Genomic DNA, 26,449 nt, shown 5'->3' with positions numbered 1-26,449 from the left:
TGGTCAACGCTCCCCCAGCCGAAAAACTTCCGGAGCGAGAGTGGTTCCGTCGACAAGGTCCGATACGAGTTCACCCAAGGCCGGACCGAATTTGAATCCATGCCCCGAGAATCCCGCTGCCACCGTGACGGCACCGACTCGGTCGACGACGAAGTTACTGTCAGGTGTACTCGTGTACAGGCACGTGATCGATTCCACCCGGGTGGAATCGACGCCGGGCAACCACGACTCGGCGTACTCCACCAATCGTTGCTCTCCGGCCGAGTCAGGGGTGTAGTCGCGGGTCTGCGGAGTCACCACCGGCCCGGTCGCGTGTTCACCGATCTTGATTCCGTCCTCGGAACCGAGTCCGTAGATCCCCGCAGTCTCCAACTGCGCACCGGTGTGGTGAACGAAACTCGGCCACTCGACTCCGGGATCGAGCGGTGCGAAGTGCGCCGGTTGTTCCTGTGTCGTGCGTAGCGTCGGCAGCACGATCTCGGAACCGAGACCGCTGTCCGCGATCAGGTCCTCAGTCCACGCACCAGCGGCGATCACGACCTGACGAGCTGCGAGTGTTCCGCCGTCCGTCACCACGTCCACGCCGTACGACGCACGTGCAAGCGCCAACACCCGAACGTCGTGACGGACCTCGGCACCGGCGAACACCGCTCCCGCTTTCAGCGCGGTCACAGCTCGGTCCGCGTGCAACCGGCCCGCATCGGGGTGATGGAGCACGGTGGTGTCGAATCGCAGCCCCGGCCAGCGGGCGGACGCCTCGGCAGGAGTGAGAATCTCGCCCTTGATACCCGCCTCGAGAAGTATCTGCGCCTTGGACTGCACTGCCTGCGGCAGACCGTGATCGACGGCACCGGTCAGTTCCAGGAACCCGATGTCCGTCGTGGCCTCCAACTCCCGCCACAACGGCAGAGCGTCGGCCGCCAACCCTGTGTACAGGTGATTGTCGTACGCCTGACGGTAGATGCGCGACGTACCGTGCGACGCACCGTGCTTGTGCCCCGGCCCGAACTGTTCCAACTGAACGACGCTACGTCCGCGCGCCGCGAGCCGCCATGCGGCGGAGGACCCGACGAGTCCTCCGCCGATGACGATCACATCGAGAATCTCACTCATGGACGAGAGCTCACTTGGTCTTCGGAAGGCCGGGCGGGTTGATCAAAGACGTGTCGACGGCTTCGCTGGTGATGTTCCAGCGCTCGAGGATCTGCTGGTACGTGCCGTTCTCGATCGTGTGGTTGATCGCGTCGTTGATTGCCTTGATCAGGCCGTTGTCCTTCTTCACCAGCACGGCAATCTGCCCCTGCAGAGTGTCGCCTGCACCGGAGAACTCACCGACAACTTCGGTTTCACCCGACTGCTTGGCGTGGAACTGCGACGACGGGTTCGGTCCGAAGTAGGCGTCGATCCGGCCGGACTGCAGAGGCAGGTAGTAGTCGGTGGTGTTCTGGTAGTAGGAGATGTCGGTGGGCGCCAGGCCGGCCGCGACGTTCTGCTCACTCCACTTGACCAACAGCGCTTCTTGATTGGTGCCCGAGGAGACGGCGATCTTCTTGCCCGCGACGTCCTTGGGTTCCTTGATGGAAATTCCGGCACCCTTCTTGGCTTCGAAAGCGAGGGTGTCGAGTCGGTAGGTGGCGAAGTCGTACTTCTCCTTACGCTCCTCTGTGACAGTCACATTGGAGAGGAAGGCGTCGGCCTCACCGGAGTCGATGCGGACGAAGTTCTGTGCCCAGTCTGCGGTCTGAAGGTCGACCTTCAAACCGAGAACGTCACCGATCAGGTAGGCGAAATCGGTCTCGGAACCGATGAGGGTGGTGTCGTCGTCGGCGTAGAAGCGAAGCGGCGGAGCGGAACCGGCACTACCGGTGACTCGCAGTGTGCCGCGGTCGCGGATCGCCTGAGGAACCTCGGCGGCGATGGAATCCACTTTGTCGGTGGTGATGCGATTCTGGTCGGCTGTGAGGTTGTAACCCGCAGCGGCAGTGACCTGTCCACCGTCCGACTCGGCGTCCGCACTGCTGCACGCGGCGCTGAGCAGTCCGACTGTGGCGATAGCCGAAATCAGGAAGGTCGCGCGACGGGATGGGGAGAACATCAATTTTTCCTTTCGGGAATGTGTCTAGGTCGCGTCAGAGGACGCGGGAGAGAAAAGCCTTGGTCCGTTCGTGGACCGGGTTGTCGATCACCTGTGAAGGTGGGCCCTGTTCGACGATGACGCCGCCGTCCATGAAGACCGCGGTGTCCGCCACTTCCCGAGCAAATCCGACCTCGTGCGTGACGATCACCAAGGTGGCGCCGTCACGAGCCAGCTGAGCCAGGACTTCGAGAACCTCGCCCACCAGTTCCGGGTCGAGCGCCGACGTCGGCTCGTCGAAGAGAATGACCGCCGGCCTCAGTGCCAAAGCTCGCGCAATCGCCACGCGCTGTTGCTGACCACCGGAGAGTTGACGGGGATACTCGTCTGCCTTGTCCCCCACCCCCACTCGCTCGAGCAGTGCGCGGGCCTCGCGGTACACCTCGTCACGATCACGCTTCTGGGCCGAGAGCGGCGCTTCCACCACGTTTTCCAGCGCAGTCAGGTGAGGAAACAGGTTGAAGTTCTGGAACACGAATCCGATGTGTGAACGCTGCTTCAGGATCTCGCGGTCACGCAGTTCGTGAAGCCGATTTCCCTTGCGCCGGTACCCGATCAGTTCTCCGTCGATCCGTACGGTCCCGCGGTCGACCTTCTCGAGGTGATTGAGGGTACGCAGCAAAGTGGACTTGCCGGAACCCGACGGACCGAGAATGACAGTCACCTCGCCCTTGCGGACCAGGAGATCGACACCGGCAAGTACTTCCAGCGCGCCGAACGACTTGTGGATGCCGCGCGCTTCGACGGCGTACACCGTCTCTTCGGCCAACTCTGCGGTCATCGGGTCGCACCTCTCGGAATATCGAGACGCGCATCACGAATCTCTTCGAACTTCTTGCGCGCCTTCTGTATCGGCGTCAACGGAAGTGCACGGGCAGATCCGCGGGCGTAGTGGCGCTCCACGTAGTACTGACCGATCGAGAGCAACGTCGTCAGGATGATGTACCAGATCGTGGCGACCATCAGCAGCGGCACAACTCGACCGTTGCGTCCGAAGATGACCTGCACCTGGTAGAACAGTTCGGCGATTGCCATGGTGGAGACGATGGACGTTCCCTTGAACAGTCCGATGACCTCGTTTGCCGCGTTGGGCAGGATGGCCCGCATCGCCTGAGGGAGAACGATCTTGAAGAACTGGCGACTGCGCGGAATACCGAGCGAGTGAGCAGCTTCGATCTGACCGTGATCCACCGAGATGATTCCGGAACGGATGATCTCGGCCGAGTACGCGGCCTGGTGCAGCGCCAAACCGATGACCGCTGCGGTGAATCCGCCGATCACACCACTGACCTGGAAGGTGAAGAACTCGGGCCCGAAAGGTATTCCGAGAGAAAGCGTCTGGTACAGGTACGTGATGTTGAACCAGAAGAGCAACTGCACGATGAGCGGAATGGAGCGGAAGGCCCAGATGTAGGTCCAGGCGATCACCTGCAGGACCGGGTTCTTCGACAGACGGCCGAGCGCCAGGAAAACACCGAGACCGAATCCGAGGATCGTCCCCCACAGGGTCAGTTTGATCGTCACCCACAACGCGGCGAGCACGGATTTCGCGGTGAAGTACTGCGCGAACGTCGGCCAGTCCCAGCCGGGGTTGACAACGAGTCCGTGAATGAATTGGGCAAGCAGTACCAGTACGACCGCGCTGATCACCCAGCGCAGCGGGTGCCAGGTACGAGCAACGACAAGCTCCGAGTCGGGAAGCTGCGGCTCGGCCACCGACTTTTCGGGGCGGACATCGGTGGGCGCGCTCACGGCGCACTACCTGACGGAGTGGACATCACGAATAGACCTTTCGGGAAATGGGAACGCAGCTGTGTGCTCGAGCAGATGCACTCGAGTTACGAAGACGACAGTTCGGTCAGCGACAGTGACACGAAGCCGTGCGGCACAGATCGATGTGACGGCGCCTGTGCGGAGCGTGCGAAGTGGAACCCATGTGATGCCTTCCATCGGTCCTGGCGGTAGCACCCGCTCCCGATCACTCGGGGGGTTGCTGCGACGTCGACGAGCCAGGTCTCTCGGTCGCTCTGGATGGTGAGCAAAGACTAGACGCGAATTGCCGAGTCGTCAAATGTTGTATTTCCCTGCACTGCAAGGGAAATGAAAGGTCAATCAGGTTGAAATCGCACTGATTTCAACGGTGCCCAAAGCCTTGACCGCCGTGTTGAATGGAGTGTTCGAATGAAGACCGGGACCGCCGTCCGGACCGACTTCGCATCTGCCGTACCGTCTGCGGAGTGAGTGGACTCGACGCTTTCTTCATCTTGTTGGCCGGCATCGGCGCGGGCGCGATCAACGCCGTCGTCGGCAGTGGAACACTGATCACGTTCCCCACCCTGGTCGCCTTCGGCATGCCACCGGTCACCGCGACCATGTCCAACGCGGTCGGACTGGTCGCCGGCGGAGTGTCGGGCACATGGGGCTATCGGCGTGAGTTGTCCGGGCAGTGGGAACGCCTGCGCTGGCAGATTCCGGCGTCGCTCGCCGGGGCACTACTCGGCTCGTGGTTGCTCATGCATCTACCCGAGAAACTGTTCGAGACCATCGTGCCGGTGCTGTTGATCCTGGCTCTCGCACTCGTCCTCCTCCAACCACGCATCCAGGCTTGGGCGAAGAAGCGTTCCACCGAGGAAACGACGCTGTCCACCACAAGGCTGATGCTCCTGACCGCCGGAACCTTTGCAGTCGGCATCTACGGCGGCTACTTCACTGCCGCGCAGGGCATCCTCCTCATCGGTGTGATGGGTGCCATCCTCCCGGAAACCCTCCAGCGCATGAACGGCGCGAAGAACCTGCTCTCACTGCTCGTCAACATCGTTGCAGCGGGAATGTACATCACCCTGGCTTTCGACCAGATCAATTGGGCAGCAGCCGGTTTGATCGCTGTCGGCTCACTCGCGGGTGGCGTTCTGGGTGCCCGCTACGGACGGCGCCTGTCCCCCACCGCACTTCGCTACACGATTGTCGTCGTCGGTTTGATCGGGCTGTGGCGACTTCTCGCTTGACCGCCCACATCGGGCGGCTCCCGCACATACTGGAGACATGACCAGTACAGAAGATCAGACCGGTTGGACCTACCTCATGGACATGGACGGGGTTCTCGTCCACGAGGAGCACTTGATACCCGGAGCGGACACGTTCCTGGCAGAGCTGGCGTCGAACGACATCCCGTACATGGTGCTCACCAACAACTCCATCCGCACCCCGCGTGACCTGCGAGCACGCCTGCTCAATTCGGGTCTCGACATCCCGGAGAAGTCGATCTGGACGTCAGCGCTCGCCACCGCGACGTTCCTGGCGAACCAACGGCCGGGTGGAAGCGCCTACGTGGTCGGCGAATCGGGCCTGACCACTGCCCTGCACGATATCGGTTACGTCCTGACGGACAGTGACCCCGACTACGTCGTCCTCGGTGAGACGCGCACGTACTCGTTCGAGGCGATCACCACCGCGATTCGCCTGGTCGAGCGTGGTTCGCGGTTCATCGCCACCAACCCCGACGCGACCGGACCGTCGCGCGACGGCTCGCTGCCGGCCACCGGCTCCGTCGCCGCCCTCATCACCAAGGCAACCGGGCGCGATCCCTACTACGTCGGCAAGCCCAACGCTTTGATGATGCGGTCGGCCCTGCGGTCCATCGGCGCTCATTCGGCCAACACATTGATGATCGGTGACCGCATGGATACCGACATCGTCTGCGGCCTCGAAGCCGGACTGCAGACGATTCTGGTGATGACCGGGATCTCGACCCGCGCGTCGGTGGAGCTCTTCCCGTACCGACCCACAGTCGTTCTCGAGTCGGTCGCCGATCTTGTAGGAATGACAACCGATCCATTCCGTAGCACCGCAAACAATTGATTCAATTGCAAAACAAAACCGCGAGTCGGTAATTAACTGGTAAAAAACACTAGATTTGCCAGGATCCGACTCGTCCACTTTGTCCAGATGGACAAACAAGCGGTTTCTTTCATAGGAAGATTGCGTACTGATAGTTATTCGCAGGTCAGAGGCGAATACACCCCCGGCGATAGGTGGATCACAGTCCAAAAAGAAATTTGAGAAAAAGTAGTAACGAATCGTTTGCCGTGGCTGATACTCATGTCTGAACGACCCATTTCGGGTCCCAGACATGAAATGAGATTTTCATGAAGAAGCAGACCAAGGGCGCGATCGCTGCTGCGGCGGCCGGCGCCCTCCTCCTCGGCGGTGCGGGCTCGCTCGCTGTGTGGAGCGACTCGGCCGACGTCAGTGGCGGCGGGCCCGTCACTTCCGGTGCACTCGACCTGAGCGCCTGCGCACCGGTCGGCGGCGGTTGGAACTCCCTCAATCCGACGAAGACCGCGATCACCAACATTTCGGCCTACCGCATCGTCACGACCGAAAGCATCGAATACACCTGCGACGTGACCGTGACCGCGGTCGGCGATCGTCTCGCTGCGGTTCTGACCGCTGATACGGCCGGAATCGTTCCGGGTGCCAACAGCGCCGAACTCGCCGCCGCTGTACAGCCGGTTACGACCATCAAGGACGCTGGTGGCAACCCGATTTCACAGATCACCAAGGTACAGAACGGCACGATCGTGCACGTCGGAGTCCGTCTGAACTTCACCGAGGTGGCCAACCAGGTCGCGCAGAACCAGTCGCTGAACTTGTCAGCGATGAAGCTGGTCGTCACTCAGACAGCACTGACACCGGCTCCGTAATTTCATGAGGAAAAAGGTCTGGGGAGCGATCGCAGTCGCGGTGGCTGCTGTAGCGGTGTTCGCATCGTCACAGCAGTCGCTCGCGCTGTGGTCCGATTCGGCGAGCGCGAGTGGTGGGACCGCAACCGCTGCCAGCGTCAACCTCACCGTTGGTACTTCGGCCGGAACCAGTGCGGCGTACACCCTGGCAAATTTGACGACGGCCACGACGCCTGTGGTCCCGGGAAACACGGTGCAAGCTCCGCTCACCGTCAAGAATTCGGGGTCTGATCCTCTGCAGTGGCGAATGCAGTCGACGAGCGCACTTCCGGGATTCACGTTGACCACGTACGGAGTCGCCAACGAAGGCGCCTGCCCGGCCGGCGTCAACACCGCGGCTCCGGCAGTGACCCCACTGACGTCCGGATCGATGAATGCATCGCTGCAGTACCCGGTTTCCCCCGCGTACATGCCGACTCCGCTCGCAGCCGGTGGCACCTACGTCCTGTGTCTGCGGCTCACGGTGGAGGTTGGTGCGGTTTCCGGTCAGACGAACAACGCCACCTTCACGTTCCAGGCAGGTCCGGTATGACAAAGCACTCTACGAAGCGCATCGAACGTACCGGCCCGCTCTGGTGGGTCACCTCTATCGTCAGTTGGACACTGCTACTGGCAATTTCGGCAGTCATCGTCGCAACCATTGTCGTCCCCTTCTTCGCGGGAGCGCAGCGCTTCACGATTCTGACCGGTTCGATGCGCCCGACGTACAACCCTGGATCACTGGTCGTCGTCAAACCTGTCGATCCGTCCGAACTGGGGATCGGTACACCTATTACGTACCAGCTGGAATCGGGTCAGCCGACCGTCGTCACGCACCGGATCATCGCCACAAGTGAAAACCAAAAGGGTGAACGAACTTTCATCACGCAGGGCGACGCGAACGGTGAACGCGACGAGAAAGAAGTACGGCCAGTACAGATCCGGGGAAAGGTCTGGTACAGCCTTCCGTATCTCGGCTACGTCAACACTTGGCTCACCGGAGAGCAGCGCACCGTGATCGTGGTGATAGTCGTGACGGCACTACTGCTGTACGCGGCCTACATGATGATCAGCGGCATCCGTGACGGCCGGAAGGAGCGAGCTCGAGCCCGATTGGCTCCTGACCCTGCAGCTTCCAACCTCATCGACTCCGCCCAGATCGAGAAAGGCCAGCACGATGCCCTCGCGCCCTGACCGTCCGGCTCACCGGATTCGTCACCTGTTGACCAGCACGCGCTTTCGCGCGCTGCTCGCGCTGGGGATGGTGCTTGGTGTCGGCGGAGTTACCACGCTCGCGGCCTGGACGTCTTCCGCGACTGCGACTTCGGGAAACATCACGACCGGGTCGATCAACCTGCAGTTGAACAGCACTGCCCAGCCCACCTTGACCAAGTCCCTGAATTTCAGCGAGCTTGGCAAGTCCGGAATGATTCCCGGTGATTCGAATACCGCTCTGATCAAGGTCAACAATCTGGGCACGGGGGCGACTGTCCCACTGAAGTACACGATCACGTCGACGAGTGGTGGTGCGTTGACGACCTCTCTACGTATGACGGTTTCCTCCAACGGAACTGTTGCCAACAAGTGCACTGACGGCACCAACGTGGTCTCCTCGCTCGCGCTGACACTCACCGCGAATCAAGCCATCGGTGCCGTCGACCGCCCACTGCCGGTCGGGGCGACGGAGAATCTATGTGTCTCGGTGCAGCTTCCGACAACACCGACACCGCCGACGAACAGCACGTCGAACATCGTCCTGACCTTCACGGCAAAGGTGTGATGGCAATGTCCCGACACACGAAAGCACGTGCAAAGGTCTCGATGCCGAACCGGATATGGGAAGTGCTACTCACTCTGGGAGCCCTCGCAGGCTTGGCGTCCATCGTCATCTTCATCGCCGGTCTGGTGTTCGGCATCACTCCGCTGATATTTCGGAGTGGATCGATGTCACCCACGATCGATACCGGCGCTCTCGCATTCGCGCGCACAGTACCCGCTTCGGAAGTTCAGGTAGGTGACATCCTCAGCGTCTACGACAGCCAAGGCACGCGCATCACCCATCGCGTGGAATCGATAGATCAGCAGGGCAACAACCTTGCCGTCGCGCAACTGCGTGGTGATGCAAATCCGATCGCCGACCCCGATCCCTACGTCATCACCGAAGCCGATCGCGTCTTCTTCAGCATCAACCGCCTCGGCTACGTGGCAGTCTGGCTGTCCGGATCGAGTGGGCTTGTGCTCGGTGCGATTGCCGTCGGAGGACTGCTGTACATCGCATTTCGCCCACGGAGAAACCCGGATGAAGGGGAACCCAGGCTGGATCGTCAGGACGCGCACGGCGATTCTCACGCCCTCAAGGCAATCGTCGCCTTGGCTACGGTCGGTCTCACGGTGGTCGGTGTGTCCCAGATCGGTGGCACCAAGGCGGGGTACACCGATTCAGCAACGGCGCAAAGCATCCAATTCGGTACTGCCGCAACATTTCCAACTGCGCCGAGCACGTCGAGTTGCACCGTCAACTTGCTGCTCGTTGTGCCGGTCGCAGTAACGATCACTTGGCCAGCGACTGTCGGAAGTTCATACCGCCTCATCGCTCGCGACGCCAGCGGAAACCTTTTGGGGTCGAACGACTACACCGCAACGTCGACCACTGGCTCCATGAAATACGGCTCGGGCGGTACAACGGTCGCATTCCCGCTCATCGTCGGCACCTACAACATCGAAATCCATGGGCTGAGCGGTACTTCGGTCACGCCGTCGTACTCCGGCTACCAATTCAGCATTCTCGTCGGCCTGCTCTACTCGTGCGGCGGTCCGATCAGCGGGACATCTGCTCTCAGCCGATCAGCAGCGCCGGCACTGGCGCCAGACGCTCCGAATACCACTTCCACCGCAGCAGTCAGTTCGACCACACCTTCACCCACGACTACTCCGAGCGCATCAACAACCACGCAGGCCACGACAACCACCAGCACAACTACACCTTCGACAACCACCTCGTCACCGACTACAACTACGGCGCCCCCGACGACGACCGCTACAACGACAACGACAACGACAACGACAACGGTGCCACCAATCACGACCACCCCGAGCGAGGTTCCCATCGGTGCCCCGGCAACCACGACCGGCCTCAGCGCCCAGAAGCTCTCGACTGCCAGTGGAAACGTTGTGTCCGTGTCGAATTCATCAGGCACCGAGGTGTATCGGGGTGCCGTGGACAATGACGCTGTACTGCATTGGCTCACCGGTACCGATCAGTTGTACGTGATCACCACGTCCGGAGTCACCGTCATCGACACATCAACGGGAGTCTGGGCCGAATCTCCTGCCCCGAGCGAACTTCCGGACGAAATCAAGGCGCTGGTGCCGTGATGAAGAAGACGACGAAGGCTGCAATGGCAGTCGCCGCGGCCGGAGCTGTATTGCTCGGTGGTTCGGGCACATTGGCGAAGTGGACGGACAGTACGACCCTGACGAGCGCCGCTGTGCAATCCGGAACCCTCGACCTGGGTGCGTGCGTGACCACCAACGGCGGGGGATGGTATTCGCAGGTCTACGTCAACGCGCCGACCAACCCCAACCCACTCGTGGCCATCCCGAACATCGCTACCTACCGTCTCAAGCCTGGATTCAACTACACGTATTTCTGCGATTCGAAGGTACTTGCCACCGGCCCACGCCTGAAAGCGAACGTGACAGTCGACAAGACCAAGCTCAGCGGTGGTCTCGCAACCGCCAATGTCGACCTTCGCACGTACGTGACGGATCAGAACAACAATCTGATGTACGACAGCACGGCACCGACGCCGAATCTCATAGCGGTCACGTCGGCCTTGAACAACACCAATCTGACGGCGCAGGTGCTGTTCACGATTTACCCGAGCGATACCACCAGCTCGGGACTCACGATGAATACGACGGCGTTGACGATCGACGTCAAACAACTGGGTCTCACGCCTGCACCGTAGAACGCCTTGCCGACGAAAGTTCGAGGCAAGGCGCTCTACGGGTTCAGCCGAGAGCTCGCTTCAGATCAGCCAACAGATCGGCCGTGTCCTCGAGCCCGACGGACAGCCGCACAACGCCGTCCGTAATACCCACCGCTGCACGGCCTTCCGGACCCATGGCCCGGTGCGTTGTCGTGGCGGGGTGAGTGATCAACGACTTGGAATCTCCCAAGTTGTTGGAGATGTCGATGACGCGCAGACCGTTGAGAACCTCGAACGCCCGCTTCTTGCCCTCGCCGTCAGGCGCATTGAGCTCGAACGTGACTACAGTTCCGCCGCCGCTCATCTGAGACTTCGCGAGCTCGTGCTGCGGGTGCGAAGTCAGGTACGGATACTTGACCCACTTGACGCCGGAGTGTCCTTCGAGGAATTCGGCGATCTCGAGTGCCGAAGCCACGGAATGCCGAATACGGACCGGCATGGTCTCGAGACCCTTGAGCAGAGTCCACGCATTGAACGGGCTGAGCGCAGGACCGGTGTGCCGCATCAGTTCTCGGACGGGACCGCTGATGTATTCCTCGGTTCCGAGGATCGCGCCGCCGAGCACGCGGCCCTGACCGTCGATGTGCTTGGTGCCGGAGTACACAACGACGTCGGCTCCCAGATCAAGGCTGCGCTGCAGGAGCGGCGTCGCGAAGACGTTGTCCAGCACTACCTTTGCACCGGCAGCATGAGCAAGCTCCGACACCCGTCGAACGTCGACGAGAGATTGCATCGGGTTGGACGGAGTCTCGAAGAACACGGCAGTGGTCGGCACGGACAGCGCCTCTTCCCACTGCGCGTTGTCCTCACCGTCGACGAAAACAACCTCGACGCCCCAGCGCGGAAGGATCTCGTTGCACACCACGAAGCAGGATCCGAAGAGGCTGCGCGCGGCAACCAATCGGTCGCCGTTGGCCAACAGTGCGCCCAACGCCGTGAAGACTGCCGACATTCCGCTGGCCGTCGCAAAGCACGCTTCTGCACCTTCGATGAGACGCAGACGCTCTTCGAACATCTTGACGGTCGGGTTGCCGTAGCGGGAGTAGACGAAATGATCCACCTCGCCGGTGAAGGCTTGTTCGGCGGCTTCTGCACTCTCGTAGACGAATCCGGAGTTGAGGAACAGAGCTTCGGAAGTCTCCTCGAACCCGGTGCGCATCAGTCCGCCGCGAACACCGAGGGTGCCGAGACCGACGTCGTCCGGCAGCGCTCGTTGAAATGCGCCGCCCTGGGGAATTCCGCTCACTGCTGCCTCCACGGCAAGCCGATGGCCCGCCAACCTACAAGTCCGCGATGCCCGTCGGCGCCCAATGCGCCTTCGAACCCGTCGAGCACGTTGTACGACGGGCCGATACCCGCCGCAGTCGCAGCTTCCGCCGCACCGATGGAACGCTGTCCGGATCGACACAGGAAGATCACCGGACGCTCCGACCCGGAGGAATCGGCGGTGATGCCGGCTTCCTTCAACTGGTCGACGAAGTTGTCATTGCGCGCGCCGGTCGGGTGGCTCACCCATTCGATCAGTGCGGCCTGCTTGCCGAGGGAGGAAACATCGGGGACACCGACGTACTTCCACTCCGCATCGGTCCGCACGTCGACCAGCACGGCGTCGGGGTTTTCGCGGAGCAGCTCCCAGGCTTGCTCCGGCGTCAGATCGCCTGCGTAACTCACGTAGTCCATGTTTTCACAAGACTGCCGCGAGCGCCTGAGCGGGCCGTCAGTTACAGACGACCCAACGGTTGCCGTCACGGGTCAGGGCCCAGGTCGAGACTCGCTCGCCCGCTCCGCCACCGGTGATCGTCACGTCGGCCCGTGCACGATCGCCGTTGACCACGACCCCGTCCACACCCTTCAGTTCGACGGTTCCGTCGACGTCGGCCATCGGACCGTTGCTCGAATTGAAGCTCGCGCAGGTCAGGGTCTTGATCGTCTCCGCGTCATTCCGATTCTCGGCATCGACGTAGTCGGTGACGGAGCGACTCACGCGGTCCGACTCGGTGACGTTCTCCTCGGCCGGCGAGATCCACGACGCGACGAAGATTCCACCCAGGATCAAGGCGACGATGGCGACAGCCAAGAGGAACGGCCCCGCAGACGCCTTCTTGCCATCGATGTTGTCGGATTCGCGAAGCTCGTCACTCATAGCGCCAATACTCCCCCACAACTTGAAGTTGTGGCCCGTCAAGGAGCAGGCCCCTACCCCGAATACCCGAGACAACGGGAGAATGGGAAGAAAGAATAGGTTTACCCACAACCGATCGAGTGAGAGTGTGGATCCGTTCGGCCGCAACCGAGGCGCTGTGCTTAGGTTCGGCTAAATTGGATACTTGTCGATATGTTGTCCGAACTTCGAAGAAGGTAGCTGTCCTCACGATGACTGACTCCAACCGCCCACTCCGGGTCGCGATCGTCGGCGCCGGCCCCGCCGGCATCTACGCCGCCGACGCCCTCATGAAATCCGACACCGCAGTCTCCGGCCGCGGCGTCAGCATCGACCTCTTCGAGCGCATGCCCGCGCCCTTCGGCCTGATTCGTTACGGCGTCGCGCCTGATCATCCGCGTATCAAGGGCATCATCACCGCCCTGCACAAGGTGCTCGACAAGCCTCAGGTACGCCTGCTCGGCAACATCGACTACGGCACCGACATCACCCTCGACGACCTGCAGTCGTTCTACGACGCGGTCATCTTCTCCACCGGCGCCAACGCCGACCGCGCGCTCGGCATCCCGGGTATCGAACTCGACGGCAGCTATGGCGCGGCCGACTTCGTCTCCTGGTACGACGGCCACCCCGACGTGCCGCGTACGTGGCCCCTCGAGGCCGAGAAGGTCGCCGTCCTCGGCGTGGGCAACGTTGCGCTCGACATCGCCCGCGTTCTCGCCAAGACCGGTGACGAACTGCTGCCGACCGAAATCCCCGCGAACGTCTACGAGGGTCTCAAGAACAACAAGGCCGTCGAGGTTCACGTCTTCGGACGCCGCGGCCCGGCCCAGGCCAAGTTCACGCCTCTCGAACTGCGCGAACTCGACCACTCGCCGACCATCGAGGTCATCGTCGACCCCGAGGACATCGACTACGACGAGGGTTCCGAGCAGGCTCGCCGCAACTCCAAGCAGGTCGATATGGTTGCGAATACCCTGCAGGACTGGGCAATTCGCGATGTCGGAGCCCGTCCCCACAAGCTGTTCCTGCACTTCTTCGAGTCTCCCACGGAGATCCTCGGTGAAGACGGCAAGGTCGTCGGCCTGCGCACCGAGCGCACCCAGCTCGACGGAACCGGCAACGTCAAGGGCACCGGCACGTACAAGGACTGGGATGTCCAGGCCGTGTACCGCGCCGTCGGTTACCTCTCGCAGAACATCACGCAGCTGCCGTTCGACGACCAGGCAGGCACCGTTCCCAACGACGCCGGACGCGTCGTCGCCGACGACAACGCCGAGGGCGCAGCCCGGTTCATGCCGGCCACCTACGTCACCGGCTGGATCAAGCGCGGCCCCGTCGGCCTCATCGGCCACACCAAGGGTGACGCCAACGAAACCGTCGCGAATCTTCTCGAGGATTCCGTCGACTTCGCCGGCGCCGCGAACCCCGACGAGAACGCCGTCATCGAGTTCCTCGAAGGCAAGCAGGTGCCGTACACGACTTGGCAGGGCTGGTACCGCCTCGACGCGCACGAGCGCAGCCTGGGCGAGCCCGAAGGCCGTGAGCGCATCAAGGTCGTCGAGCGTCACGACATGCTGAAGGCGTCGGAGCCCGACCGCGCGAACTGAGTGCGCAGAAGTAACTGAACACAAGCCCTCCACCGGCCCGACGCGACCCAGGTCACATCGGGCCGGTGGTGTGTGCGGGGACCCAGGGCAACAGGGCAAAATAGACCCCGTGTTTGACGCCCATGTGCATATCATCGACCCGCGCTTCCCGCTGGTCGAGAATCACGGGTACCTGCCTGAGCCCTTCACCGTGGCCGATTACCGGGCCCGGATTGCCTCGCTGAAGGGCCTGAGTGTGGACGGCGGCGCGGTGGTGACAGCGTCGTACCAGGGCAATGACCAGGAATACCTGAAAGCCGCATTGTCCGAGCTCGGCGAAGGCTGGGTGGGCGTCACTGCTTTGCCACTCGATGCGACGGACGAAGACATCGTTGCTCTGGACGCGCTGGGAGTGCGCGCCGTCCGGTTCAATCTGCGCCGAGGCGCCACCGACCTGCGTCTGCTCGCCGATCTCGCCAATCGCGCATTCGATCTGGTGGGCTGGCACGCCGAGTTCTACGTCGATGCCACGCTGTTGCTGTCGTTGGAACCCGTCTTCGCCAAATTGCCGGCGGTGAGCATCGACCACTTGGGAATGTCCACCCGCGGGCTGCCGTATCTCCTCAACCTCGTCGACCGCGGAGTACGTGTCAAAGCCACCGGGTTCGGCCGCACCACCATCTCCGACGTCAGCGATGTGCTTCGCCAGATCCACGCGGTCAATCCCGCTGCGCTGATGTTCGGCACCGACCTACCCGGTACCCGGGCACGTCGAGCGTTCGAGGTCCACGACCTGGACGTGATCGCCGATGCCGTCGGCGACGACCTGTCCGCGGTCATGTGCGACAACGCACGCTCCTGGTACCGCTGCGCTCAAGTGAACGCGACGGCTCCCAGCCACAGCCCCGCCGCGATCAGCGCTCCGAACAGTTCCACCAGCATGGACAATCCGACTGCCTTCACCGCGTGAAGCGTCGACGACCAGGCGATGTCGTAGCGACGCAGCCGCGCTAGTTCCGCGAAGTAGGTTCCGACGATGAAACCGAGGAACAACCCCACGACCGGGATCACGAAGAACCCGATGATGCCGACGACGCCGCCGACCACCACCGACAGGTTGGGCACGCCCCCGGACTTCATCCGCTTGCCTGGCCACGTGTACTTCACGATCCCGGTGACCACCAGCGCCAGCGTGGACAGCGCGAACACCGTCCACGCCGTCGCGCCACCGGTCATGATCGCCCACACCAGAATTGCGGCGAAAACGAGAAGTGTCCCGGGGAGAATCGGAACGACGACCCCGATCAGACCGACCAGGATGACCAGCCCGACGAGGACCTCGGCCACAGGACTCATCCGACGGGACGCACCTTCGACGCGGCTTCGCGAGCACGGGCGCGTGCAGTGGGCACATCGGCGGCCGTCGACACGGCAACACCCATGCGACGACGCGTGAAGCTCTCCGGCTTGCCGAATAGCCGCAGGTCCGTCTCGGGAACCGCGAGTGCCTCGGCGACACCGTCGAATCCGATTCCCTTTGCCTCCACGCCGCCGTAGATCACCGCCGACGCTCCCGGGGCCGTGAGAGTCGTGTCGACCGGCAAGCCCAGGATCGCACGGGCATGCAGCTCGAACTCCGAGAGTCGCTGCGTCCGCAGGGTCACCAATCCGGTGTCGTGCGGCCGTGGGCTCACTTCGGAGAAGTAGACGTCGTCGCCCTTCACGAACAGCTCGACGCCGAAGATGCCTCGCCCGCCCAGAGCCGTGGTCACCTTCTCGGCGACGTCCCGCGCCGACGCGAGGGCAGCCGCGGACATCTGCTGCGGCTGCCACGATTCGATGTAGTCGCCGGCCTCCTGCAGGTGCCCGATCGGCTCGCAGAACGACGTTTCGACCTGACCGCTCTCCCCGACGGCGCGAACCGTCAATTGCGTTATCTCGTAATCGAAATCGACAAAGCCCTCGACGATCACCCGGCCGTGATTAACACGGCCTCCGGCCATCGCGTAATCCCATGCGGCGTCGAGATCTTCGGCGGATCGAACCGTCGACTGTCCCTTTCCCGACGAGGACATGACTGGCTTGACGACGCACGGGAAACCGATTCGGTCTGTCGCTGCCTGTACTTCGGCAAGCGAGTCCGCGAAGGCGTACGGCGAAGTGGGCAGGCCCAACTCCTCGGCCGCGAGCCGACGGATTCCCTCACGGTTCATCGTGAGCTGAGTGGCGCGGGCGGTCGGAATGACCACCGCCCCTCCGCGTTCTTCGACGAGTGCAAGCGCATCCGTCGCGATGGCCTCGATCTCGGGAACCACGAAGTGAGGCTTTTCCAACTCGATGACGGCAAGCAGCGCTTCCGGATCGGTCATGTCGACAGTGTGAGCACGGTGGGCCACCTGATGCCCTGGGGCGTCGGGATAGCGATCCACCGCAATCACTTCGACGCCCAGACGCTGCAGCGCGATGACAACTTCCTTACCCAACTCGCCTGATCCCAACATCATCACGCGAATGGCGTTCTCGGTCAGTGGGGTCCCGAATCGGAGTGGGAGGGTCGGCAGGTGCGAAGGCGTCGAATCAAGCTGCATGGGTGCGACTATATGCCAATCCCGATGCAGGTCAGCGCAGTTATCCGCCGTCGACCACGCCTTCGCGGTCAAACCCTCGCCTGATCGTTCGAGGTACCGCTGGTTTGCGATAGGTGCGGGTGGCCGTGGTCGGCTCGGAATTCTGTTGCGGCACGGCGTCGTTGCCGACGTTGCGCACTTTCACGAGATTGCGTCCGGCACGCTTGGCGTCGTACAGAGCCTCGTCCGCGACGCTCATGAGGGTGGCCAAGGCGGGCGTCGCGTGATCAACCCACGCGACGCCGACACTGACCGTGCTCGTCACATCTGATTCGGCCGAGTACTCGACCTGCGCGCCGCGGACGGCCTCGGCGACGTCGACTGCTCGGGCAAAGCTGCAGTCCGGAAGCAGAATGGCGAACTCCTCGCCGCCGAGCCTTCCGATCAGATCGCCGTCCGACAATCGGTCAGCGGCTCGTTCTGCGAAGTTCGCGAGAACGCTGTCACCGGTCATATGTCCATGCGTGTCATTGATGCTCTTGAAGTGGTCCAGGTCGAGCATCAGCAGGCCGACCGGGGAGTGCGCGCGGGCCGCGTCGGCAAGTTCCGATTCCGCATGTCCGAGAAAAGCACCGCGCGAGAGGACTCCGGTCAGATGGTCGAATTCGACAGCAAGGAAAAGCTCACGCTCGGCAGCGCGACGTTCCTCGGTCGCACAGGCAACCGCGATCGGCCCCAACGCGATCAACGTGACCGCAATGGACGTGATGACGTCCTCGTTCCAAGTCGAGGCGGCTTGATCTCCGATATCGAGTCGACCGCTACCCGCCATCATGAGTGACCACACCGACCAGACCACGGAAACGAAGGCAGTGCTCGGAACCGAGATGCGAGTGGCGCACCACAGGAGAGCTGGAATCGGCAGGACCAGCGCGATCGGCCCTTCGATGCTGAGGGCGATCGGCACGCAGGCTGCAGTGGCGAGTAGCGGAACGCTCATAGCGGCGACAGTTCTGGCCGTCAGTTTGGTGCGGAACTCGGCAAGGCTCGACGGGATGGTGAGAGTCAGAATGAGAGGAAGGACCAGCAGGTACGCCATGACCTCGGTGGCGCCCCAGTGGACAAACGTGTCGGTGAAGGACAGACCGCGTAAGAGCCGGTCCAAGGCGCCGGCGGTTGCCGCGGTACCAGTCGCCGCGACGAACGAGACGAAGACCATCCACACCAGTGACTGCGAATCGACCAATCGGAACGGTGTTCGCTTCAAGTAGTACAGAACAAGGACACCGACTGTGACACCGGCGAGGTTCGCCCCGTTCAACTGCAGGGCAAGCGACAGCGAATTGCCGGTGATCAGGTCGGCGCAGACGTATCCGACGGCCGCAGCGATCCACGTTCGCCATTCGATCAGGACCGGCCATCTGACCATCATTCCCAGCAAAATGGCGTTGGCGCACCAGAATGTCGCGAGCAAACCTGGTGGGCGGGTGAGGATGCCGATCAACGAAGCCGCAAGCACGACGGCCAGCACTAGGAGAAGGCGCAGAAAGCGACTCGTCCCTACCATGCGTCACCTCGCGGTCGGCTACCTCTGAATTCGGGAGCACCGGACGTCGCGGTGACCGTATGCCGATGTCGTCGAACCATCGTACGCAGGTGCTGCCACTCGCAGTTCTGTGTTCACATGCCAAAAGGGCAACTACGAATATCTCCGCAAACACGGGTGCCCTCCGGCCACGACAGTGGACAGAGGGCACCTGCATGCAATCCGATTGGCAGAGCCGAACGACCCTGCCGGAAGGGATGACTACTCGGCGGATCCGCTGGACAGACCCGAGAGTGAACCGGTGGACGAGCCCTCGCCCTCGCCGGACAGCGATTCGGTGGGAACGGACTTGAGGAAAGCTCCGAGCGCGGTGAGCAGGGGTCCGAGGGTGCTGAGTGATCCGAACATAGGAGGTTCTCCTGTATGTGAGGTGGTGTGGTGTTCCAGCGCCATTCCGGCCGCAGGCGGTGGCCGAGATGGTTCGGGAACTTCTGCCGCACGGATGGCTGAACCGCCCCCGAACAACATCCCGAGCTGTGACGTAGCGCACTACCGTGGCGCTGACTGCATTTATAGACCGGCTACCGACACTTGTCTAGCTACCAAATAGCTACCAAGGTGAACGGCCAGTAACACCTTCAGTCGCAATTGCAGTTCAGAGCACATATCCACTGTTCAATCCTTGCAAAAATGTGATTTAGCTCACACCAGAAAGGCGGAAAGTGTGACTCGCAGACAACTGCGAGCCACACTTTCGGACAAACGGGACTTACTTGTCAGCCGCCGATCCGGTCCCAGGGGTGAGCGAGCCACCACCGAGTGCCGTGAACAGGTCCTTGAGTACCGGAATGAACGTCTTGACGACGCCGCTGAAGTCTTCGAATGAACCCATGTCGGGTCTCCTTATGTCGGGATGCAGTTGAAAAGAAGTTGGGACCGAGAACTACTCGGCAGTGGAACCGGCCGAACCCGAGCCGTCTGCCGACCCCGCGTTCAACTTGGTCACGAATGCGAGAACGCTCTTGAGGAAGGCGTCGAGATTCTGAATTGAGGTCATGCGACTACTCCTGTGTTGTTTCGGAAGATTTCCAGCGGTCGAACGTCAGGAGTTCGAGCTCGCGGTGTCGAGCCCCTGAATGGTCTTGAGCATGTTGACCAGGGGAAGAAGCTGGAGAATGCCCCAGCCCATACCGTTGGCCTTGAGAAGGTTTCCGAGGGATCCCATGTGTGACTCCTTGCATGAATATCTATGACGCGGCGCACGTTTTGTTCGCTCCGCCCCTTTGTAGCCAAGCTAAACAAGTACGTCCAGTTTGTTTTTGTTCAAACAGAAACGTGACATATTGGATCGATGTGTAAACCTGCAGTTCAGGCACTGTGACCTGAATCCAACCTCGAATTCGAATGTGGCAGACATCACAATCAAATAGGACAAAAGGATGCAATCGTCAGAGTCGGTGCCAACCTCGACCGCGATCTGTCATACCGTGTGCTTGTGATCAATCGCGAACGAGCGGCAACCCGGCCAATTCACTGGGAACCGTCGTGTTAGCAAAACTGCTCAAGGCGTACCTCCCGCCGTACCGCTGGTTGCTTGCCGGAGTTCTCGCACTTCAACTCTTCGGGGCCATCGCGTCGTTGGTCCTCCCCACGCTCAACGCTCGGATCATCGACGACGGTGTCGCCCGCGGTGACACCGGATTCATCATGTCCACCGGCGGGATCATGCTTCTGGTCTCGCTTGCATCGATCATCGCGTCGGTCGCATCGACCTATCTGGCTGCAAAATCGTCGATGGGCTTCGGCCACGACGTTCGAGGCGCCTTTTACAAAGCCGTCGGCAGCTTCTCGGATCGCGAATTCAACAGTTTCGGTGCGCCGACGCTGATCACACGGAACACCAACGACGTCCTGCAGATCCAGGCCCTGGTCATGTTGACGTCCTCGATGCTCGTCAGCGCCCCACTGATGTGTATCGGCGGCATCGTCATGGCCCTGCGCGAGAACTTGCAGATGTCCTGGCTCCTGACGATTTCGGTGCCACTACTCGGCATCACCGTCTCGGTCGTTGTGGCCAAGCTGATCCCGCATTTCCGGACGATGCAGACGCGGATCGACAACATCAATCGATCACTGCGCGAACAGCTCACCGGTATGCGTGTCATTCGCGCCTTCGTTCGCGAGCCTGACGAGACGATCCGCTTCGACAAGGCCAACAAGGAACTGACCGACACCTCGCTCCTCATCGGTCGGTACCAGGCAGTGCTGCTGCCCACCGTGATGTTGATCGCCAACCTGTCGAGCGTCGCGGTGCTGTGGTTCGGCGCGCATCTGGTCGACACCGGAGACATGCAGATCGGACAGATCAGCGCCTTCCTCGCCTACGTCATGCAGATCCTGATGTCGGTGGTCATGGCGACCATGTTGGCCGTGGTGATCCCCCGCGCGGCCGTGTGCGCCGACCGCATCACCGAGGTACTCGACACCGAGCCGACCGTGCCCGCGCCGGCCCAGCCCCTCCGCCCGACCAGCCCCTACGGCGTTGTCGAGTTCGGTGGAGCCGGGTTCACGTATCCGGGAGCAGAAACGCCGGTCCTGTCGAACGTTTCGATGCGATGCATGCCAGGTACGGTCACCGCGATCGTGGGAAGTACCGGTAGTGGCAAATCGACCCTCGTCTCACTCATCCCCAGACTCTTCGACGTCACGGCCGGCGCCGTCCTCGTCGACGGCTTGGACGTCCGCGGCTGGGATCAGGACGAACTCTTCACCAACTTCGGATACGTGCCGCAGAAGGCCTACCTGTTCGCCGGCACGATCGCGAGCAATATCCGCTACGGAAACCCGACCGCCACCGACGACGACATCTGGGCAGCCCTCACCATCGCCCAGGCAGACGACTTCGTGCGGGAACTGTCCGATGGTCTCGAGTCTCCGATCGCCCAGGGCGGCGGCAATCTCTCGGGCGGACAACGCCAACGTCTCGCCATCGCCAGAGCTGTGGTTCGTAGACCCCGGATCTTCGTCTTCGACGATTCGTTCTCAGCACTCGACATGCACACCGATGCTGCGGTCCGGCGCGAACTCCGCACGGTCTCGACTCATTCGACGGTCATCATCGTCGCGCAGCGCGTCGCGTCCATCATCGATGCCGACCAGATCATGGTGCTGGAGGATGGTGCGCCGGTCGGCCTCGGCGACCATCAGTTCCTTCTGGCCAACTGTCCGACGTACCAAGAGATCGTGGCTTCCCAGATTCCCGCGGAGATGAGCGCATGACCAGCCCGCAGGACCCGACATGGGGCGGCCCCAACAGCCAGTACTTCGACGATGCCCCGACTGTGGTGTTCGCCAAGATCCCGAGCGAACCCGAATCCGCGGACGGGGATGCGAAGTCGAGTAACCCCGAGAACCCCGACAAAGAGCCGAAGCCTGCGCTGACCGCGACGGACACCAAACCTCGCCACTTCAAGGCGACGATGAAGCGGCTTCTCTCGCTTCTTCAGCCACACAAGATTGCGGTCGTCTGCGTCGTCGCTGCGACGATCGCCAGCATCGCACTCTCCGTCGCAGTGCCGAAGATCCTCGGTCACGCGACAGACCTCATCTTCGCCGGGTTCATCGGTAAGAGCCTGCCCGCCGGACTGACCCGCGAGCAGGCCGCAGACGCCATCCGGGCATCAGGAAATTCGACCTTCGCCGACCTCGTGTCCAATTCGACCGACGTCGTTCCCGGCGTGGGTCTGAACTTCGACGCGATCGGCAAGGTCGTCATGCTCGCAATCGGCGTGTACTTGCTCTCGTCGCTACTTGCCTGGTTGGAAGCATTCCTCCTCAACATCATCGTCCAGAAGACCATCTACAACCTGCGTGCCTCGGTCGAGGCGAAGCTTCACCGTCTGCCCCTTCCGTACTTCGACAAGACGCCGCGCGGCGAGATCCTCAGCCGCGTCACCAACGACATCGACAACATCTCGTCTACGTTGTCGTCGACGTTGACCTCGCTCCTGACGTCGGTGCTCACCGTCCTCGGTGTCCTGACGATGATGTTCGTCATTTCGCCGATGCTCGCCCTGATCGCACTGATCGCGGTGCCGGTATCGGTGCTCCTCGTTGCCAGGGTCGCCAAGCGAGCACAGGTGTTGTACAAGGCTCAGTGGGCCGAGACGGGCAAGATCAACGCACAGATCGAGGAGAACTACAGCGGTCGCGACCTGGTTCGTGTGTACGGGCATCAGGCCGAAGCCGAGCGTGAATTCGCCGAGCAGAACAAGAAACTCCTCGACGCGTCCTTCGGCGCACAGTTCCTCTCCAGTCTGATCATGCCGGTCATGAACTTCGTCGGAAACATCACCTACGTGCTGCTTGCTGTGGTCGGCGCACTCAAGGTCGCCAGCGGCAACATGTCTCTCGGTGACGTTCAGGCGTTCATCGTCTATTCGCGCCAGTTCAGCCAGCCACTCACGCAGATCGCGTCCATGTCGACGAGCCTGCAGTCCGGGGCCGCGTCGGCCGAGCGGGTCTTCGAGCTTCTCGACGAACCCGAGCAGTCGCCCGACATCGACGTGCCGCTTCTCCCCGAGCCCGCCGGACGCCATCGCAACGTCGGTCACATCGAGTTCGAGAACGTCTCGTTCCGCTACGAGCCGGACAAGCCGTTGATCGAGAACGTGTACCTCACGGCTCGGCCCGGGCAGATGGTCGCCATCGTCGGACCCACCGGTGCCGGCAAGACCACCTTGGTGAACCTGCTCATGCGCTTCTACGAAGTCGACTCGGGCCGAATCACTCTCGACGACGTCGACATTTCGCAGATGCGCCGCTCCGACCTGCGAAACCACGTCGGCATGGTTCTGCAGGACACCTGGCTCTTCGGCGGAACGATCCGCGACAACATCGCGTACGGCCGGCTCGACGCCAGTGAACACGAGATCCACGAAGCCGCACGCGCTGCCTTCGTCGACCGCTTCATCCACACGCTCCCGGACGGGTACGACACCGTGCTGGACGAGGAGGCGTCGAACATCAGTTCCGGCGAGAAACAGCTCATCACGATTGCCCGCGCATTCCTGTCGGAGCCGTCGCTGCTGATTCTCGACGAGGCGACGAGCTCGGTCGACACACGTACGGAACAGCTTGTGCAGCAAGCAATGTCCGCGTTGCGCGTCGGGCGCACCAGCTTCATCATCGCGCACCGGCTCTCCACCATCCGTAACGCCGATCTGATCGTCGTGATGGAGGCGGGCAAGATCGTCGAACAGGGCACACACGACGAACTCATCGCAGCGGCGGGCGCGTACTTCCGTCTCTACAACGCTCAGTTCGAGGGTGCCGCCGTCTAGTGATCGGCGCCTCCCTCGGCGGACACAGTGCCCCGAAGCACACCTGATCGATCCGACAGGTTACCGTCGGGTCAGAAGTGTTGTCACCGTCTGAATTGGGAGTACGTGTGTCTGCAGAAGCTGTGGAGAAGAAGGGCCCGCTCGCGGGCATTCGGATCGTGGAATTCGCTGGATTGGGACCGGGCCCGCACGCCGCGACGCTGTTGGCGGACATGGGCGCCGACATCGTCATCGTGCAGCGCGCAGGGCAGATTCCGCAGGACTCGAACGCAACCGACCAGATCAAGCGCGGCCGCCGCATCATCGAGGCCAACCTGAAGGACCCGGCCGACGTCGCCAAGGTTCTCGATCTCCTGAGCCGCGCCGACGTCCTCATCGAGGGCTTCCGCCCCGGCGTCATGGAGCGAATGGGACTCGGCCCCGACGTGGTCTCGGAGCGCAATCCGCGTCTTGTCTACGGCCGCATGACGGGCTGGGGCCAGGAAGGCCCACTCGCCAACGCCGCCGGTCACGACATCAACTACATCTCACTGACCGGTGTCCTCAACGCCATCGGACGCAAGGGTGAACGTCCCGTCCCGCCGCTCAACATGGTCGGCGATTTCGGCGGCGGTTCCATGTTCCTGATCTTCGGCATTCTGTCGGCTCTCGTCGAGCGCTCGACATCCGGTAAGGGCCAGGTCGTCGACGCGGCGATGGTCGACGGAACCCTCGCGCTCTCCCACATGATGTGGGCATTCCGCGGTCGCGGCGTCTGGTCCGACGAGCGTGGCGTCAACCTCCTCGACACCGGCGCTCCGTTCTACGACACCTACGAGACCTCCGACGGCAAGTACATGGCCGTCGGATCCATCGAACCACAGTTCTACGCACTGCTGCTCGAGGGCCTCGAACTCGATCCCGCGACGCTCCCCCATCAGATGGACACGTCCAAGTGGGACGACATGAAGAAGCTCTTCACCGAAAAGTTCCTGTCCAAGACTCGCGACGAGTGGGCCAAGATCTTCCTCGGCACCGACGCCTGCGTCTCGCCGGTCCTCACGTTCGCCGAGGCTCCGTCCAACGAACACATCGCGGCCCGCGGTTCGCTCATCGAACTCGACGGCGTCACCCAGCATGCTCCGGCGCCGCGCTTCTCGCGCACGCCCACCGCGACGCCCGCCGCCCCGGCACGTGAGGCGACGGATATCGACACGGTCTGGACCTAGGGCCTTCGGCCCCGTGCGTGGTCAAGGAGCCTCGGGACTCTCTAACCGCGCACGGGGCGTCAGCCCAACCTGTAGAACCTGAACATCTCGTGCTCGATCGGCAGCACGTCCACTCTCTCGAAACCTGCTGCCTTGGCATAACTTTCGAGTGTCGAGTGCCTCATCACCGTCCCGGTGGCAATGCTCCCCGGATGCGAAAGACTGTCCGGTAAGCAGCAGGTCAGCGAAAATCCGTACAGCAATTGCTCGATCGGACCCGCCTCGGGATCGAAGGCATCTGCCGTTCGTTCGTCCATCACGATCACCGGGGCGCCGGGCTGGGCAATCGCCCGAGCCGTGGACAGAAATCCCACCGGATCCGGAACGTCGTGAAGGCACTCGAAAGCAAACACGGCGTCGTAGGTCCCGGCATCGGCTCGACCAGTCTCCGGGGCTTGGCCGGCCACGTCGACCAACGAGAAATGAACGCGGTCGTCCACCTCACGATCGTGGGCGTTTCGGCGGGCAGCATTCACCGAGGCTGCGTCGACGTCGAAGCCGTGCACCTCGATATTCGGGTACCCGAGGGCGAGCGCGATCGACGACCAGCCCTCCCCCATCCCGAGATCAGCGACCTGCCCACCGCCGAGAAGAATGGCGTGCAGATCGGTGACTACCGGCAGAAACTGCTGACAGAGCTGCTGGAGATACATCGGCCGGTTCAGCAGCGCCTGGCCCTCGCGAGCGTCCGGGCCCATCGATTCCCACGTGACTCCCCCGCCGTGACGATAGGCGTCCAGCAGGCGGGGCATCGACGACGTCGTCGCGACGAACAGCCTCGCCAACGGGGCCAGGAAAAGCAGGTTCTCGTCGTCGACCAGCACATCGGCGTGGGCCTGCGGCAGGCTGTACCGCCGATCGGCATCCGAATTGACGTCCACATAACCAGCCACGGCCTGCTGCTCGAGCCACTCCCGTGCGTACCTTTCGACGGTCCCCGTCCGGTCGGCGAGTTCCGTGGACGTGAGCGGGCCGTGATCGCTCAGCGCGCGGTACCAGCCCAACCGGTCGCCCAGATACACAGCCTGCAGCTCCGACGCCCCGAGCGTGGCCGCGAACAATCGTTCTGCGAGCGCTTCCGCCGCACTGGTTCCCGCTGCGCCTGTACCGTCTACCGCCGTCATGCCCGACCTCCTGGTTCACACCGCTT

The 26,449-nt window shown here is 62.2% G+C and carries 27 protein-coding genes and 1 riboswitch; of the genes, 13 read left to right on the top strand and 14 right to left on the bottom strand.

Annotated features, from left to right (window positions below):
• Positions 1 to 3: 3 nt before the first annotated feature.
• The 4 genes from G8767_RS15350 to G8767_RS15335 are packed head-to-tail and all read right to left on the bottom strand — an operon-like array spanning position 4 to position 3,793.
• Positions 4 to 1,113, bottom strand: a complete 1,110-nt coding sequence (locus G8767_RS15350) for an FAD-dependent oxidoreductase (protein WP_095972403.1) — start codon at positions 1,111 to 1,113, stop codon at positions 4 to 6.
• Between the two features lie 10 nt (positions 1,114 to 1,123).
• Positions 1,124 to 2,095 (bottom strand): ABC transporter substrate-binding protein, encoded by a 972-nt coding sequence (locus G8767_RS15345; protein WP_166810620.1) that lies wholly within the window; start codon positions 2,093 to 2,095, stop codon positions 1,124 to 1,126.
• A gap of 34 nt (positions 2,096 to 2,129) precedes the next feature.
• Positions 2,130 to 2,888, bottom strand: a complete 759-nt coding sequence (locus G8767_RS15340) for an amino acid ABC transporter ATP-binding protein (protein ID WP_269465955.1) — start codon at positions 2,886 to 2,888, stop codon at positions 2,130 to 2,132.
• A 23-nt stretch (positions 2,889 to 2,911) separates the two neighbouring features.
• Positions 2,912 to 3,793 (bottom strand): amino acid ABC transporter permease, encoded by an 882-nt coding sequence (locus G8767_RS15335; RefSeq protein ID WP_206029418.1) that lies wholly within the window; start codon positions 3,791 to 3,793, stop codon positions 2,912 to 2,914.
• 284 nt (positions 3,794 to 4,077) lie between these two features.
• Positions 4,078 to 4,172: riboswitch (SAM riboswitch) on the bottom strand.
• 199 nt (positions 4,173 to 4,371) lie between these two features.
• Here G8767_RS15335 and G8767_RS15330 point away from each other — a divergent pair.
• The 8 genes from G8767_RS15330 to G8767_RS15295 all read left to right on the top strand — a co-directional run bounded on the left by G8767_RS15330 (position 4,372) and on the right by G8767_RS15295 (position 10,826).
• Positions 4,372 to 5,139, top strand: a complete 768-nt coding sequence (locus G8767_RS15330; RefSeq protein WP_166810619.1) for a sulfite exporter TauE/SafE family protein — start codon at positions 4,372 to 4,374, stop codon at positions 5,137 to 5,139.
• A gap of 37 nt (positions 5,140 to 5,176) precedes the next feature.
• Complete coding sequence (locus G8767_RS15325) at positions 5,177 to 5,992, top strand: HAD-IIA family hydrolase (protein WP_029254768.1); 816 nt, start codon at positions 5,177 to 5,179, stop codon at positions 5,990 to 5,992.
• A 287-nt stretch (positions 5,993 to 6,279) separates the two neighbouring features.
• Entirely contained in the window at positions 6,280 to 6,837 is a 558-nt protein-coding gene (locus tag G8767_RS15320; protein ID WP_166810618.1) for an alternate-type signal peptide domain-containing protein, read from the top strand.
• 4 nt (positions 6,838 to 6,841) lie between these two features.
• Positions 6,842 to 7,408, top strand: coding sequence for a hypothetical protein (locus G8767_RS15315; protein ID WP_166810617.1), 567 nt, complete (start codon positions 6,842 to 6,844; stop codon positions 7,406 to 7,408).
• On the top strand, positions 7,405 to 8,049 hold the full coding sequence (locus tag G8767_RS15310) for a signal peptidase I (RefSeq protein ID WP_166810616.1): 645 nt from the start codon (positions 7,405 to 7,407) through the stop codon (positions 8,047 to 8,049). The genes G8767_RS15315 and G8767_RS15310 overlap by 4 nt, the downstream gene beginning before the upstream one ends.
• On the top strand, positions 8,033 to 8,635 hold the full coding sequence (locus G8767_RS15305) for a SipW-dependent-type signal peptide-containing protein (RefSeq protein WP_166810615.1): 603 nt from the start codon (positions 8,033 to 8,035) through the stop codon (positions 8,633 to 8,635). The genes G8767_RS15310 and G8767_RS15305 overlap by 17 nt, the downstream gene beginning before the upstream one ends.
• A 5-nt stretch (positions 8,636 to 8,640) precedes the next feature.
• On the top strand, positions 8,641 to 10,230 hold the full coding sequence (locus tag G8767_RS35540; protein WP_206029397.1) for a signal peptidase I: 1,590 nt from the start codon (positions 8,641 to 8,643) through the stop codon (positions 10,228 to 10,230).
• Positions 10,230 to 10,826 carry an alternate-type signal peptide domain-containing protein gene (locus G8767_RS15295; protein ID WP_166810614.1) on the top strand — a complete coding sequence of 199 codons (597 nt, stop codon included), beginning with the start codon at positions 10,230 to 10,232 and terminating at the stop codon, positions 10,824 to 10,826. The genes G8767_RS35540 and G8767_RS15295 overlap by 1 nt, the downstream gene beginning before the upstream one ends.
• 43 nt (positions 10,827 to 10,869) lie before the next feature.
• On the opposite strand, the gene G8767_RS15290 is transcribed toward G8767_RS15295, so the two are convergent.
• The 3 genes from G8767_RS15290 to G8767_RS15280 are packed head-to-tail and all read right to left on the bottom strand — an operon-like array spanning position 10,870 to position 12,990.
• Positions 10,870 to 12,093, bottom strand: a complete 1,224-nt coding sequence (locus G8767_RS15290) for an O-succinylhomoserine sulfhydrylase (protein WP_172436668.1) — start codon at positions 12,091 to 12,093, stop codon at positions 10,870 to 10,872.
• A complete protein-coding gene (locus G8767_RS15285; protein ID WP_007726822.1) occupies positions 12,090 to 12,518 on the bottom strand; it encodes a rhodanese-like domain-containing protein in 429 nt (142 codons plus the stop codon). Before G8767_RS15285 ends, G8767_RS15290 begins: the two co-directional genes overlap by 4 nt.
• A 46-nt stretch (positions 12,519 to 12,564) precedes the next feature.
• Complete coding sequence (locus G8767_RS15280; protein ID WP_095972415.1) at positions 12,565 to 12,990, bottom strand: hypothetical protein; 426 nt, start codon at positions 12,988 to 12,990, stop codon at positions 12,565 to 12,567.
• Between the two features lie 230 nt (positions 12,991 to 13,220).
• Between G8767_RS15280 and G8767_RS15275 the strand changes: the two genes are divergently transcribed.
• Together G8767_RS15275 and G8767_RS15270 are read left to right on the top strand one after the other, a co-directional pair.
• The gene (locus G8767_RS15275; RefSeq protein WP_003944405.1) at positions 13,221 to 14,618 is read left to right on the top strand and encodes an FAD-dependent oxidoreductase; all 1,398 of its coding nucleotides are present in this window, start codon (positions 13,221 to 13,223) and stop codon (positions 14,616 to 14,618) included.
• Positions 14,619 to 14,727: 109 nt separating this feature from the next.
• Positions 14,728 to 15,567 carry an amidohydrolase family protein gene (locus G8767_RS15270; RefSeq protein WP_234036705.1) on the top strand — a complete coding sequence of 280 codons (840 nt, stop codon included), beginning with the start codon at positions 14,728 to 14,730 and terminating at the stop codon, positions 15,565 to 15,567.
• On the opposite strand, the gene G8767_RS15265 is transcribed toward G8767_RS15270, so the two are convergent.
• The 6 genes from G8767_RS15265 to G8767_RS36335 form a co-directional block, all read right to left on the bottom strand.
• Positions 15,471 to 15,953, bottom strand: a complete 483-nt coding sequence (locus G8767_RS15265; protein WP_050655057.1) for a DUF456 domain-containing protein — start codon at positions 15,951 to 15,953, stop codon at positions 15,471 to 15,473. The genes G8767_RS15270 and G8767_RS15265 overlap by 97 nt on opposite strands.
• Complete coding sequence (gene purT, locus G8767_RS15260) at positions 15,950 to 17,185, bottom strand: formate-dependent phosphoribosylglycinamide formyltransferase (protein WP_095972417.1); 1,236 nt, start codon at positions 17,183 to 17,185, stop codon at positions 15,950 to 15,952. The genes G8767_RS15265 and purT overlap by 4 nt, the downstream gene beginning before the upstream one ends.
• A 40-nt stretch (positions 17,186 to 17,225) precedes the next feature.
• On the bottom strand, positions 17,226 to 18,731 hold the full coding sequence (locus G8767_RS15255) for a GGDEF domain-containing protein (protein ID WP_206029395.1): 1,506 nt from the start codon (positions 18,729 to 18,731) through the stop codon (positions 17,226 to 17,228).
• A 240-nt stretch (positions 18,732 to 18,971) separates the two neighbouring features.
• A complete protein-coding gene (locus G8767_RS15250; protein ID WP_003944356.1) occupies positions 18,972 to 19,118 on the bottom strand; it encodes a hypothetical protein in 147 nt (48 codons plus the stop codon).
• A 361-nt stretch (positions 19,119 to 19,479) separates the two neighbouring features.
• Positions 19,480 to 19,602, bottom strand: a complete 123-nt coding sequence (locus G8767_RS36340; protein WP_019749478.1) for a hypothetical protein — start codon at positions 19,600 to 19,602, stop codon at positions 19,480 to 19,482.
• Positions 19,603 to 19,812: 210 nt separating this feature from the next.
• The gene (locus G8767_RS36335) at positions 19,813 to 19,935 is read right to left on the bottom strand and encodes a hypothetical protein (RefSeq protein WP_260395586.1); all 123 of its coding nucleotides are present in this window, start codon (positions 19,933 to 19,935) and stop codon (positions 19,813 to 19,815) included.
• 320 nt (positions 19,936 to 20,255) lie between these two features.
• Here G8767_RS36335 and G8767_RS15245 point away from each other — a divergent pair, with 320 nt between their 5' ends.
• The 3 genes from G8767_RS15245 (at position 20,256) to G8767_RS15235 (ending at position 25,260) form a co-directional block, all read left to right on the top strand.
• Entirely contained in the window at positions 20,256 to 21,989 is a 1,734-nt protein-coding gene (locus G8767_RS15245) for an ABC transporter ATP-binding protein (RefSeq protein ID WP_124567843.1), read from the top strand.
• Positions 21,986 to 24,052 carry an ABC transporter ATP-binding protein gene (locus G8767_RS15240; RefSeq protein ID WP_166810612.1) on the top strand — a complete coding sequence of 689 codons (2,067 nt, stop codon included), beginning with the start codon at positions 21,986 to 21,988 and terminating at the stop codon, positions 24,050 to 24,052. Before G8767_RS15245 ends, G8767_RS15240 begins: the two co-directional genes overlap by 4 nt.
• Positions 24,053 to 24,159: 107 nt before the next feature.
• On the top strand, positions 24,160 to 25,260 hold the full coding sequence (locus tag G8767_RS15235) for a CaiB/BaiF CoA-transferase family protein (protein ID WP_095972495.1): 1,101 nt from the start codon (positions 24,160 to 24,162) through the stop codon (positions 25,258 to 25,260).
• Between the two features lie 59 nt (positions 25,261 to 25,319).
• On the opposite strand, the gene G8767_RS15230 is transcribed toward G8767_RS15235, so the two are convergent.
• Complete coding sequence (locus G8767_RS15230) at positions 25,320 to 26,423, bottom strand: class I SAM-dependent methyltransferase (protein WP_166810611.1); 1,104 nt, start codon at positions 26,421 to 26,423, stop codon at positions 25,320 to 25,322.
• Between the last annotated feature and the right edge of the window lie 26 nt (positions 26,424 to 26,449).

It is taken from the genome of Rhodococcus sp. IC4_135 (assembly GCF_011602025.1).
GTDB lineage: Bacteria > Actinomycetota > Actinomycetes > Mycobacteriales > Mycobacteriaceae > Rhodococcus_F > Rhodococcus_F baikonurensis.
Note: the sequence above shows the minus strand (reverse complement) of the source record. Positions and strands in the feature narration are given on the sequence as shown.